Source organism: Aurantimonas aggregata (genome assembly GCF_010500835.1).
GTDB lineage: Bacteria > Pseudomonadota > Alphaproteobacteria > Rhizobiales > Rhizobiaceae > Aurantimonas > Aurantimonas aggregata.
Genome location: NZ_JAAAMJ010000045.1, coordinates 1 through 11,886, shown reverse-complemented (window position 1 = coordinate 11,886; position 11,886 = coordinate 1). Strand labels below are relative to the sequence as shown.

12 protein-coding genes are annotated in these 11,886 nt (G+C 60.1%); 8 read left to right on the top strand and 4 right to left on the bottom strand.

Annotated features, from left to right (window positions below; genetic code table 11):
- Positions 1-20: 20 nt before the first annotated feature.
- Positions 21-383 (bottom strand): site-specific integrase, encoded by a 363-nt coding sequence (locus GTW51_RS24750; RefSeq protein ID WP_163046281.1) that lies wholly within the window; start codon positions 381-383, stop codon positions 21-23.
- A gap of 30 nt (positions 384-413) precedes the next feature.
- Between GTW51_RS24750 and GTW51_RS24745 the strand changes: the two genes are divergently transcribed.
- Positions 414-665: a helix-turn-helix domain-containing protein gene (locus tag GTW51_RS24745; RefSeq protein ID WP_163046280.1), complete on the top strand. Its 252-nt coding sequence runs from the start codon at positions 414-416 to the stop codon at positions 663-665.
- 44 nt (positions 666-709) lie between these two features.
- On the opposite strand, the gene GTW51_RS22570 is transcribed toward GTW51_RS24745, so the two are convergent.
- Both GTW51_RS22570 and GTW51_RS22565 read right to left on the bottom strand, forming a co-directional pair.
- A complete protein-coding gene (locus tag GTW51_RS22570) occupies positions 710-877 on the bottom strand; it encodes a hypothetical protein (RefSeq protein ID WP_246233366.1) in 168 nt (55 codons plus the stop codon).
- 86 nt (positions 878-963) lie between these two features.
- Positions 964-1,626, bottom strand: coding sequence for a hypothetical protein (locus tag GTW51_RS22565; RefSeq protein WP_163046278.1), 663 nt, complete (start codon positions 1,624-1,626; stop codon positions 964-966).
- Positions 1,627-2,413: 787 nt separating this feature from the next.
- On the opposite strand from GTW51_RS22565, the gene GTW51_RS22560 reads away from it, so the two are divergent.
- From GTW51_RS22560 to glmS, 7 genes are all read left to right on the top strand, one after another.
- Positions 2,414-2,986 carry a hypothetical protein gene (locus GTW51_RS22560; protein WP_203566267.1) on the top strand — a complete coding sequence of 191 codons (573 nt, stop codon included), beginning with the start codon at positions 2,414-2,416 and terminating at the stop codon, positions 2,984-2,986.
- 120 nt (positions 2,987-3,106) lie between these two features.
- Positions 3,107-3,898: a tyrosine-protein phosphatase gene (locus tag GTW51_RS22555; RefSeq protein WP_343034093.1), complete on the top strand. Its 792-nt coding sequence runs from the start codon at positions 3,107-3,109 to the stop codon at positions 3,896-3,898.
- Positions 3,895-4,698: a polysaccharide biosynthesis/export family protein gene (locus GTW51_RS22550; RefSeq protein WP_246233365.1), complete on the top strand. Its 804-nt coding sequence runs from the start codon at positions 3,895-3,897 to the stop codon at positions 4,696-4,698. The genes GTW51_RS22555 and GTW51_RS22550 overlap by 4 nt, the downstream gene beginning before the upstream one ends.
- 38 nt (positions 4,699-4,736) lie before the next feature.
- A complete protein-coding gene (locus GTW51_RS22545; protein ID WP_163046275.1) occupies positions 4,737-7,097 on the top strand; it encodes a GumC family protein in 2,361 nt (786 codons plus the stop codon).
- Positions 7,066-8,268, top strand: coding sequence for a tetratricopeptide repeat protein (locus GTW51_RS22540; RefSeq protein ID WP_163046274.1), 1,203 nt, complete (start codon positions 7,066-7,068; stop codon positions 8,266-8,268). Before GTW51_RS22545 ends, GTW51_RS22540 begins: the two co-directional genes overlap by 32 nt.
- On the top strand, positions 8,258-9,532 hold the full coding sequence (locus GTW51_RS22535; protein WP_163046273.1) for an O-antigen ligase family protein: 1,275 nt from the start codon (positions 8,258-8,260) through the stop codon (positions 9,530-9,532). Before GTW51_RS22540 ends, GTW51_RS22535 begins: the two co-directional genes overlap by 11 nt.
- A 117-nt stretch (positions 9,533-9,649) precedes the next feature.
- Complete coding sequence (gene glmS / locus GTW51_RS22530; RefSeq protein WP_163046272.1) at positions 9,650-11,398, top strand: glutamine--fructose-6-phosphate transaminase (isomerizing); 1,749 nt, start codon at positions 9,650-9,652, stop codon at positions 11,396-11,398.
- Positions 11,399-11,658: 260 nt separating this feature from the next.
- Here the strand turns inward: glmS and GTW51_RS23720 are convergent.
- A partial coding sequence (locus tag GTW51_RS23720) for a hypothetical protein (RefSeq protein WP_203566266.1) occupies positions 11,659-11,886 on the bottom strand: 228 nt, incomplete at its 5' end.

Here is an 11,886-nt window from a genome sequence, read left to right as displayed (position 1 = left end):
CTCAGAAACGGGCAGAAACGTCATGCGAACCCTTGGATCGCTCCAAGGACGGCGCCAGACTCGCGTCTCCGGATGATCCCCGCGGCAAAAACCACCGAAAGCGGAGGGTTCTTGCGGGTGTCCAGCTTCAGCAGTCTGTGAATTCTGCGGATTGCATATAAGCGCCGTTTTACCGTTGAGACGGCCAAAGAGGCTGACTGAGCGTATAAAAAGGCACATATAATCAGCGGGTCGGCCGGAAAAGGTTGGTGTTCGCGTTGATGACACCACTGGACGAATGCTTCGACATCGGAAAAGTACGCTCGTATGCTCGAAGGAGCGTAGGCTCCCTCAAGACGCGCGAACGCCTGTCTCCAATCGAACGATGAGTTTTCCTTGAGCATTGCGATTCATATGAACCAAAATAGATCATAATGCAATCCAGCCAAATCACGTCGGCGCAAATTCGTGCTGCCCGCGGCGCCTTGGGGTGGTCTGTCCAGGAACTAGGGATACGAACGGAAGTCTCGCCCGCAACCATCAAACGCTACGAATTGGCGAGCGGTGTCCCAAGATCGCGCAAAGGGCATCTCGTATCCATCAGGACGGCGTTTGAGAAGGCAGGAATAATCTTCATCGGCGCCCCTGACGATGATCCAGGCATCCGCATCCGTACTGAGGTGTAGGTATGGGGAGAAGAGGGGCTGGGGCGTTCAGCCGCAAAAAAGCGTCACTCCTCGAGGCTGTCCTTACTCATCTCGATGAGCATCCGCACGTGCTGCTTCATCTCGCGCGCGTCCCGGGTGTGCAATCCGGATTTCAGCGCGTTCTGGTTCCCAACCGGCGCCCCGGATCCAGCTGCGCCGCCGTGCATCCTGCAGCGCTGCTTGCCGGACACTGCCGGAGCCAGGCACGAACCGCCGACGCGCGTTCTTGCGCCGCAGCGCTGACTGCCACGCATCGCGCTCGTGTTTCGTTGATGCGTCACCGCTTCTTGGAAGATTTCGCAGGAGACAGCTCGAGTTTCAGCGCCTCTTCTGCCGGTCGCAATGGTATCCCGGGCTTGTTTTCCAAACGCCTCGTATCCGGGGCGGGGAGAGCCTCCCGAGCGGCCTCTACATTTCCGACGATGGCTTGGCCGCCGGAGTGAACGTTTACGTGCTCGACCATCACCTTCGGCTGCCCCTTGCCGCGGTGCTTGTCGAGGGACTCGAGTTGCCGCGTGAAGAGGTTGAGGAGTTTCTGGGCGTTTCGGAGTTCCTGATCTCGCAGCGCAGAAGACTGCCCCTCGAGCATTGCTCGCCTCATGCACTCCATTGCCGCTGCGTGTGTTGCCACCATTTGTACGCCGATCATACCTTCGAGCGCATCTGCAGGTTTGAGATCGCGCAGCTGGCCAAGAGCCGCGGAAGTCCGCCTGGAACGTTCCTCTGCTGAAATGCCCCGTGGCAGCCAAAGGCTGTCTCGTACCTGAGTGACAAGATTGAGCGCGAGCGACGCATTTCCGCTCCCCGTCATCTCACGGTACTGCTCCGCGCCCAGGGCCGGCGCTTTGCTCGGCTGGCCGCCGTCCGGAGACGCCACAACGGCGGACTTTTCTGGGAGCTTTTGGAGAGCCTTTTGGGAGGGCTTCTTAGCGCTGGTCATTCCTAATCGCCTCAGCTTCGCTGGCTCAATGCGATGTCCTAACATTGAAAATGCTGAGCCGCTACGATGCTAAGCGCTACTGTGCCCGGGGGTGTTTTCGCCTTTCTCGAGTAAGCGACCTCCTACCGGGTGCGAGCGTCGGCAAACGCCCGATAACGTCGGCTACCGCACCAGCAGTTGCGGCGGCAGCATCGCTTGCGCAGAGCCAGAGCGCTTGACGGGGTGGCGGCGGCCGGCCGACCTCGATAGCGGACACCATGGCCCGGCGAGCCGCCGGTCCGCCCGCAGGCGCAAGCGAGGACAGGGCCCGCTATCGTCCCGCATTCATCGGTGCCCGGCCGTGGCCCAGCGGTCCCGCCAGCGTTCGCTCAATGGTTCCGTCGCGATCCGATGCCTGTCCTCGAACCAGGTCTCGACCATGTCCTTCGAAGGAGCAGGAACGCAAAGCCACAGAACCGATCTGGCTGAGTCACCGATAAGACACGTCGCTCGGAATGTTCTGGCGAGACTCGGCCACAACTCAATCGTCATACGGCTACAGCGCGCGTCCCGGCAAGGTCTCTGCAGGTACGGCGTCAGGTCGAAGGATCGCTGGAATCAACAAGTTAGGCGTTTCGACTTGCTCGGACCGCCCGGCGACTCCGAGGGCCGCGGTTGCGCGCAGAAACCCTTACGAAGGGCTCATAGAGCCGATGCCCGTTTGGTTCGGATTGCGTACCAAGTCACATTCCGTTACGTGGTTGAAGAGAGATGCCAATTCGGCATCGAGTGAGACGAGAGTTTGGCGATGCGGAAAACAAGCGGTGCTCTGGTGACAATGGCGGTTGCCCTGTTGGTCGCAGTACCAGCAAGTGCCGAGGGTGTTTCGCCCTGCAATTGCGTTCAGCCTCTTTCCGAGAAGGCTGTGGTCGGTTCGATCACGGCCGCCAACCGCGACGTGTTGATGAGCGTCGCGGAAGGGCTTGCGCCCGCAACCGTCGGATCCTCCCTGATCGTGGGATCTCGTATTCTGGTCGGGCCGGCAGGTGCTGGTGCAATCCTGGTCGGAGCCAGTTGCCAGCTTTCGCTGTCCGCCGCCTCCACCGTCGAGGTCGGGGCAAAGGAAGGCTCCTTGTGCGTCCGCACGACCGCGCTTGCGGACAGCCCGTCGACGACGTTTTCGTCCACCGGTCGCTACGGTCAGGCCGGCGCGAATGGCCAGGCCTCCGATTTGTCCGATGACGGGACGCAACTTATCTCGGGCGTGCCTAATCAGGCGCTGCTTGGTGGTGCATTGGGTGTCGGGGCTATCGGTGGTATCATCGCGATCGCAGCCGGCAGTGACAGCGACAATTCGCCGCCGGTCAGCCTCGGCGAGTAGCGGCGCGCTGCTCAAGGGTCGTTGCCAGTCCACCGAAGGACGAATCCCCATGCCGACGCGCCTGCCATCCGGCAGTAAACCGTCTTCTGGGACGGATTTGATCGTTCAATCGGGTCCCTCGTGATAGACCTTCATAGTCATATACTGAGCGGCATCGACGACGGCTCGGGTTCTGTAGAGATGTCGATTGCCATGGCCAGGATGGCCGTTGCCGACGGCATAGAGGTCATGGCCTGTACGCCGCACATCGTCCCGGGTGTCTACCCAAACGAGCCGGCAGATATTCGAGTACGCGTCAATGAACTGCAGGCTTTGCTGATAGAGCAGCAAATTCCCCTTGAATTGGTTGTCGGAGCGGATGTCCACATATCGCCGGATCTGCTGCAGCGGATGCAGGGAGAGGCTCCTCCAGTCCTGAACGGCAGTCGATATTTTCTGTTTGAGCCGCCGCATCACGTTCTGCCCCCCCGGCTCCTGGACTTTTGTGCGAGTCTTATTGCTGCCGGGTTCACACCGATATTGACGCATCCCGAGCGACTTACATGGGTGAAGGGCCATTTCGGTGTCATCCGAGCCTTGGCCGCGAGGGGGGTCTTGATGCAGTTGACGGCCGGTTCTCTTACGGGGAATTTTGGGCGCAGTGCGCAGAGATTGTCGGACCAGATCCTCGACGAGGGTCTGTGCGACGTCATTGCCAGCGATGCTCACAATTTGACTTCGCGCCCCCCCGTGCTTTCGCTGGCGCGCTCTACCGTTTCTCAGCGGTTCGGCGATGCCGAGGCCGAAAAGATGTTTGTAAGCAGGCCGCGTGCAATTCTTCGCAGCGAAGACGTGGAGCGATCTTTGGCAGTTCCAGGCGCTGTTCGTCATACGCCTCTGCGGCGGTTGATGAAAATGATGGCCAGGGCATGATGGAGGCAATGGGTCGTATGGTCCGACGGATAGGTTCTGCTTCTTGCAATTTTCCCGCTAAAGCCGTTTTCGGCTTGTCCGTCGCTGTGGCGCTCTCTGGTTGCACGAGTGACAGCGGCCCGAGCCTGGCTGCCGCAAGTCCAGAGACTTCCAGCGCCTATGCATCGGCCGGCACGGCAACGGACAGCCTCAGGCTAGTCGAAAGCCTGCCGCCGCCGATCAACACCCGCGACGGTTCAGACCAGCTTTTGTCTCCCAACGACGTGCTGGAGATCGACGTTTTTCAAGTCGACGATCTCGACCGTACGGTCCAAGTCGATTCGAGCGGGCAGATCACGGTGCCTCTCGTCGGCAGCGTCGCTGCTGCCGGAAAGAGTGTTCGCGCTCTCGAGGCGGAGCTCGAGAGCAGTTATGGCGCAAAGTATCTTCAATCTCCCGACATCACGGTCTTCGTGAAGGAATCGGCGGGCCAGAAGGTGACGGTCGATGGTGAGGTAGCGCGCGCCGGGCTGTACCCGGTGACGGCTGGATCATCGCTCCTGCAGGTTCTGGCGCAGGCAGGAGGCTTCCGCCCGGTTGCCGATGCGACACAGGTCTACCTGTTTCGCGATTACGGCAATCAGCGGCTGGTGACCAACGTCAACGTCAGCGATATACGTGCCGGCAAAGGGACTGATCCAAGGGTCTTTGGCGGTGATACCGTCGTGGTCTTCAGTTCGGCGCGCAAAGTTGCGATTCAGAACCTCAAGGAAGCATTCGGCTTGGCGAGCAGCGCGGCGCGGCTCGCGGTCATACCATGAGGCAGGATTACGCGTGACCGAGAGCACAGGTAAGCACAATGCAACGTGACATAGGCGCGAGCGGCCGGAACGTTGGGGTTATCGGCGCGGAATCTGCTCTCGACCACTACGATCCCGTTTACCGAGCCAGCTACAGCCGAGCGGAACCCGGCTATCCGCAGCCGGAGGACGATGCCGGTTTCGATCCCCTGCGCCTCCTCTATTACGTTCTTCAGTATCGATGGTTGATCCTCGGCATGGCGGCGCTCTCGCTCGTTGCCGGCACCGTCTTCACGTTGATGCAGACCCCGAGATACGCCGCTTCGGTTCGTATCGAAATCCTGGTGCCCTCCGCCAAGGTGTTCGACGACATGCAGGTCGTGTCTGAGGGCACCGATATCCGCGCCTTCCTTACCGCCCGCGAAAAGATCCGCAGTCGCGCTCTGGCCGAGCGCGTCGTCTATGAACTTAATCTGAGCGAGAATGCCAGCTTCCTGTTCCCCGAACCGGAAATTGCGCTCTCCAACCTCTTAGACCGCGCTTTCGGCAGTTCGGGTCCCCGCTCTCTCGACGACATCGAGCCGGAACGCCGGGAGGCGTTGGCCATTTCCCGGGTTCAGAGCAACCTCGCGGCCGAACTTGTCGCCAACACCAGCCTCCTGCAGGTGACTTATCGCGATCAAAGCGCGGAAATGGCCAGTCGCATCGCGAACCAGGCTGCACAGAGTTTCATAGACCAGCGGATCGACCAGACCGGTGATACCTCCGCCCTTGCCCGGCAATTCATTCAAGAGCAGGTGTTGCAGGTCAAAGAGAGGTTGCAGACGTCGGAGGAAGAGCTCGTCGCCTATGCCAAATCCGCTGGGCTGACGATCGACGATAACAACTCGTCCCTGATCCTGAACAGTATCCGCGCCATCAACGAGGCGCTATCGACCGCCGTTCGTGAGCGGCTCGATAAAGGGCGTTGGGTGACGCAGATCGATGCCGGGCAGGGCGGGTACCTTCCACAGGTCCTTGAGAGCGAGGGTATCCAAAAGCTCCGGAACCAAGTTTCCGAGTTGCGGAGCCAGTACCAGCAGAAACTTGGTACCTTGCGGCCGGCCTATCCCGAGATGCAGCAGTTGTCGACGCAGATCGCTGAGCTGGAGCGCCAGATCGAGCAGGCGATTGGCGTTGTCACCAACTCGATACGCCTTGAATTTGAGGATGCGAAGGTCAGTGAAGAGCAGTTGAGGCAGAAGCTCGCCGAGCTTGAAGCTCAGCAGTCGGATTTTCAGGATCGCAACATCCAGTACACGATCCTGAAGCGGGAGGTGGATTCCAACCGCTCGCAATACGACAGCCTCATTTCCAAGCTGAACGACGTTGGCGTCGGGTCCGAACTGCGCAACCAGAATGCGGAAATCGTGGACCCAGCCGTTGCGCCCGGCTCTCCATTCTCTCCTAGAATGCCCCTCAACATGGCGGTCGCGTTCGCGTTGTTTATGGCCGGATCGGGAGCCTTCATCTACATTCGAGAGCTTATGAACAACACCTTCACTGCGCCGGAGCAAGTGGAGAAGGAGTTGCGCCTGCCTATCCTCGGGATCCTGCCAGCGGTCGCCCAGGAAGCCATTTCCGAGGCGCGGATAAATCCGCAATCCGGACTTTCTGAGGCCTATCGGTCTTTGCGCACGGCATTACAGTTTACCGGTACCGACGGAAACCCAAAAAGCCTGCTAGTTACCAGTTCCGAGCCGTCGGAAGGAAAGTCGACGAGCGCCCTGAAACTGGCCGAGGATTTTGCCGTTCTAGGAAGTAAAGTTCTTGTGGTCGACGCTGACTTGCGCAAGCCGAACATGCACCGGTTGTTCAATGCATCCAATACGATGGGCTTAAGCAACCTGTTAACTAGCACGGTCTCTTCGGAAGATATGCGCGAGATCATCAAAAACACACAGTTTGACAACGTCAAACTTCTGACCTCTGGAACCCTTCCCCCCAATCCTGCCGACCTTCTGTCTTCACCGAAAATGGCGCAATTGATGCGGGTTTTTGGCGAGCGCTTCGATATGATAATAATTGATGCACCGCCCGTGATTGGTCTTTCCGATGCCCCTATTCTCAGCCGCTTAACTGAGGGCACATTGTTGGTGGTGTCTTCAGGCCAGGTTGGCCGGAAAGCGGCAGCGGCGGCACTAAAAAGGATGCGTTCTGCAGGTGCGAACGTTTTAGGGGTCGCGTTGACGAAGTTCGCGGTTCAGAAATTCGACTATAACTATGCGTATGGTTACGTTAACGCCAGCTACTATGACTATGGCGGCCAGATAGAGCGCCTTGAAGAGGGTAGCGGCGGGGAAAAGCGCAGTGGGACCCAAAGGAAGATATCTGGTTGGCTTCGCCGTCTTGGCGCCCATGGCCTGTCTGGCTCTGCTTGACGGGCTTAGTCGGTCCTTCGAAATCGACGATCCCAACCTTGCGGTCGCTCTGAACCCAGCAAACACTGATGCCCGGATACGCAGAACAGTCGTCGCGCTGAACAATCCAGACACTGGCGCTTCGGCACCTGATTTCGTGGCGGACCTGGAGTTCGTCAAACGGTTTGCTCCCGTTGATCCTCGCGCAGACAGCCTGCTCGGGGAGATCGTGCTTCGACAAGGTGATGTCGAGAAGGCAGCAGATCTATTTCTGGCCGCCTTGGTGCAGTCGCCAACCGAATTGCACAGTCTGAAACGGCTGATCACGCTTGAACTGAGCGAAGGGCGAATCGCGTCGGCGCTGAGCCGGATGAGCGTGCTTCTAAAGCGCTGGCCCGGGCGGTTCAGCGAGTTCTCGGAGGTTTTTCCATCGCTGATGGCAGCGCCAAAGGGATATGAAGCTGTCCTTGCTGCTGCCGAACGGGATGCCGCCTGGAGAGGCCGCCTGCTGACCTTCCTGGCAAGCGATGCGCAAACTGCGGCGGTGGCCTATCGGCTCCTGCTGGATTTGCGCGAGGCAGATCCGCCTGTCGCGAATAGTGAGGTGGATCGAGTGATAGCGTTGCTTTTGAGCAAGGGCCAGTCGCAGTTGGCATATCAGGCCTTCGTTCTTACGCGTGCAACCGAGACTATGGGTAATATCGGCTACGTAACCAACTCGACCTTTGCACAAACCAGTGCCTCATCGCCGTTCGACTGGAGCCTGTCGCGCCTGGCGGGCATGGATGCGGCGATGGTCGGGCCAGGCGGAGGACCCGGCGGCACCGATGGCCTGCGCATCGAGTTCCGTCGCAAGCCCGTGAAGGGAACCATCGCTCAACAGATGCTCATGCTTCCGGCAGGCGTCTACGAGCTTTCCACCAAAAGTTCTGCCCGTAGCCTGGAAACTCCGAAAGGCTTAACCTGGACGGTAACGTGCGCGAGTGCGCGAACCACCTTGGCGGAGCTTGTGGTCGAGCCGGGTCGCTACGATCAGCAGTTGACGTCAACGGCGTTTGATGTGCCGGAGGAGGGCTGCGAGGGCCAGCGGCTGCGACTTTCGACTGGCGTTGTTGCCCCCAGCATGCGCTATCGTTATGAGGGGACCCTGACCGTTCACGAGATCGGCGTGAGACAATTCCTTGCAGAATGAAAGCCGGGGCCGGGTCGTCAAGATAGCCCTTGGCCTGCTGATGCTGGGGGCAGCGATCGTGGGCGGTGATACCGTTTCGAACTTTAACGGCGATCTGCTGATCTTTGCCGCGTTTCTGGTGTTCGGCCTTGCTTTGCCGGATATCCAATTAACACGCGTTGGCACACTGCCGGCTGTGTTTGGGATCCTCATCCTTCTATGTGTCCTAGTTCAGATGCTGCCGCTCGGCATGCTGGACTCCGACGGCCTCGGCCCGATGTTCCTGACCTCGAGCTTCATAGAGACATCGCGCGTTTTGCTCTCGGCGTTCTGCGCGTTGATGGTTCTCTTTGTCGCCTTGTCGCTGAGCTACACTCAGGTCAGGGCCTTGATGCCATTCCTCTACGTTGCGCTTTACTGCAATCTATTGATGGGTGCGGTGCAGTTCAGCTCCCGAACCCGGATCCGCGAAGGCCTGTTCGACTACCCGCTTGCCGGCGGCTTTTTCGTGAATCCGAACCATTTCTCGACGTTCCTTGTCGTATTCATTCCGTTTCTGATGTTCAGCATCTTGTACGAGAAGAGAAAACGGTTCGCGGTTGGCACGCTTTGCGCAGTCCTACTCGTTCTATTGGCCGCAAACTCGATGGCTGGCGTCGGCCTTGGTCTCGTTGTCACTGTGGCGTCCGCTCTAGGATTGATGGAGCGACGGCACCTGTCGCTCTATGCTGTACTTGGCGGCTTACTCCTCGTCGCCGTCTACCTCGTCGGCTTCCAGAACCAAGTCTCAATGGAAAGCAGCGTGTCGGCCACCACACGCTATCAGTTCGCTATGACAACGCTAGAAGGAATTCGTGCCTACTTCTGGATGGGTGTCGGCTACGGAACTTTTGCCGACGCCTATCCGATGTTCATGCGGCCCGAGGACATCCAGCGATGGTACGTCAACCACGCTCATAACGATTATCTGGAGCTGGTTTTCGAGGGCGGGATCCTCGCCCTCATGTTGATCGTCTTGTATCTTGCGCTGTTCGTTCGGCAGGCTTGGCTCTCATGGAGCGATCCGTTCAAGCGCTCAGCCGCCATAGCCATCGCAATCATCTTGATACATTCGACAGTCGATTATCCGATTCGCACATTTGCGATTCTGTTGATGTTCGCTGTCCTAAATGGCGTCCTATTTCATCAAGGTAAGCGAGTGAAAATGCCCCGCAGCCGAACCTTGCCCGTTCTAATCGACGGCCAAGAAGTTTCGGTGCCTATGGCGCGCGTGAGAACAGGTTAACGGCAGCGCGGCGTAATTTCCGGTCACCAATCGTGAATCCCCGCGGTGCGTGCGTTGCGGTAGAGACGGCAGGCCGCCGTGGCGGCCTTGCGCGACAAGACAGGGGCTCGTTCCACCATGTGCGGCATCATCGGCATCGTCAGTCACGAACCCGTCGCAGGCCGCCTAGTCGACGCGCTCAAGCGCCTCGAATATCGCGGCTATGACTCCGCCGGCGTCGCAACGCTCGAAGACGGCGTGCTGACGCGGCGCCGGGCCGAGGGTAAGCTGGTCAATCTGCAGCGCCGGCTGGAGGGCGATCCGCTGTCCGGCAAGCTCGCCATCGTCCACAACGGCATCATCGAGAACTACCGGGAATTGCGCGCCGAACTCGAGGCGGATGGCGCGGTCTTCGAGAGCCAGACCGATACCGAGACCGTGGCCCATCTCGTCAACCGCGAGCTCAAGCGCGGACTGGCGCCGAAGGAGGCCGTGCAGGCCGTGCTCGGGCGGTTGGAAGGCGCATTTTCGCTCGCCTTCCTGTTCGACGGCGAAGAAAACCTCCTGATCGGCGCACGGCGGGGCAGCCCGCTGGCGGTGGGCGAGGGCGAGGGCGAGATGTTCCTCGGCTCCGACGCCATCGCGCTGTCGCCGTTCACCGACATCGTCCGCTATCTCGAGGAAGGTGACATGGCGGTGCTCCGCCATGCGACGATCGAGATCTTCGACGAACACGGCAATCCGGTCATCCGCCCGGTGCGGCGCTCCACTGGCAAGGCGTTCTACGTCGACAAGGGCAACCACCGCCACTTCATGCAGAAGGAGATCTACGAGCAGCCGGAGGTCCTCTCCCACACGCTCGGCGCCTTCGTCGATATGACCACCGGCCGCACCCGCATTCCGAACGGCCAGACGCTGGACTTCTCGAACGTCCGCCGTATCGCTTTGTCGGCCTGCGGCACCGGCTATTACGCCGCGCTGGTCGGGCGCTACTATTTCGAGCGCTATGCGCGCATCCCCTGCGATCTCGACGTCGCGTCGGAGTTCCGCTACCGCGAGAGCCCGCTCGGCGACGTCGACCTGGCGCTGTTCGTCTCGCAGTCGGGCGAGACGGCGGACACGCTGGCGTCGCTCCGCTACGCCAAGGGCGAGGGGCTGCGCATCGCTTCGGTCGTGAACGTGCAGGAATCGACCATCGCCCGCGAGAGCGACGTCGTGCTGCCGACGCTGGCGGGGCCTGAGATCGGCGTAGCCTCCACCAAGGCCTTCACCTGCCAGCTGATCAGCCTGGCGGCCCTGGCGATCCATGCCGGCGTTGCCCGCGGCGTAATTTCGCCGGAGCGCGAACTGGAACTGACGCGCTCGCTCGCCGAGGTGCCGCGGCTCGCCAACGAGGCGCTGGCGCTGGAGGACACCATCGAGGCGCTGTCGCGCGAGATGGCGACCAAGCGTCATGCGCTGTTCCTCGGTCGCGGCTTCTCGTATCCGCTGGCCATGGAGGGCGCGCTGAAGCTCAAGGAAATCAGCTACATCCACGCCGAAGGCTATGCGGCGGGCGAGCTCAAGCACGGGCCGATCGCGCTGATCGATGACACGATGCCGGTGGTGGTCATCGCACCCCACGACCGCAGCTTCGAGAAGACCATGTCGAACATGCAGGAGGTTGCGGCGCGCGGTGGGCGGATCATCCTGTTCACCGACGCCAAGGGCGCCGCCAGCGCCGGGAGCGACATGGCAAGCACGGTGGTCCTGCCGGACATGTCGGAGATTCTGACGCCGATCATCTATGCCATCCCGCTGCAGATGCTGGCCTATCATACGGCCGTGCAGATGGGCACGGATGTCGACCAGCCGCGCAACCTGGCGAAGTCCGTGACCGTCGAGTAGCGGGTGACGCGCCTCCCGGAAATTACCCAGCTGGACCGTCCAAACTCGGGGGGACACGTCACGGGACCCTACAGGAGCGCGCGTTGATGGCTTTTGGTTGCAAGGCTCGCTCAAGCCTGGCAGCAGTATGCCATGGCAGTGATGCCGAACGGTGTCCTTCTCAGCTGCATCGAAAGCGTAGAGTTGCTCATGGAGACTGATTCTATGACCCTGCGCTGCGCGCTGACGGCAACCGCTGCCGGAGTTTTCGCCTTTCCGGCTCAGGCGGCTGAGAACGCCGTCGCAAGATTACGCAACTCGGGAGCGTGCTTTTCAAACGCCGCAAACAGGTTGCCGACATGACGTTCGCCGGCGATCGGCATTATACCAACGTGCGCGATAGCTGACTCTGTAGGGGTTCCCAAGGCGGGCGAAGTCTGAATCGATGGAGGCAAACGGAGGTTTGCCATGGCTTCAGCGATCCCGCTTCGTTCCGATTTCAACGGACC

What these genes read in the sequence shown, in the direction of transcription:
- GTW51_RS24750 (WP_163046281.1), bottom strand. Translation starts at nt 383, where the DNA reads ATGCTCAAGGAAAACTCATCGTTCGATTGGAGACAGGCGTTCGCGCGT.
- GTW51_RS24745 (WP_163046280.1), top strand. Translation starts at nt 414, where the DNA reads ATGCAATCCAGCCAAATCACGTCGGCGCAAATTCGTGCTGCCCGCGGC.
- GTW51_RS22565 (WP_163046278.1), bottom strand. Translation starts at nt 1,626, where the DNA reads ATGACCAGCGCTAAGAAGCCCTCCCAAAAGGCTCTCCAAAAGCTCCCA.
- GTW51_RS22560 (WP_203566267.1), top strand. Translation starts at nt 2,414, where the DNA reads ATGCGGAAAACAAGCGGTGCTCTGGTGACAATGGCGGTTGCCCTGTTG.
- GTW51_RS22550 (WP_246233365.1), top strand. Translation starts at nt 3,895, where the DNA reads ATGATGGAGGCAATGGGTCGTATGGTCCGACGGATAGGTTCTGCTTCT.
- GTW51_RS22545 (WP_163046275.1), top strand. Translation starts at nt 4,737, where the DNA reads ATGCAACGTGACATAGGCGCGAGCGGCCGGAACGTTGGGGTTATCGGC.
- glmS (WP_163046272.1), top strand. Translation starts at nt 9,650, where the DNA reads ATGTGCGGCATCATCGGCATCGTCAGTCACGAACCCGTCGCAGGCCGC.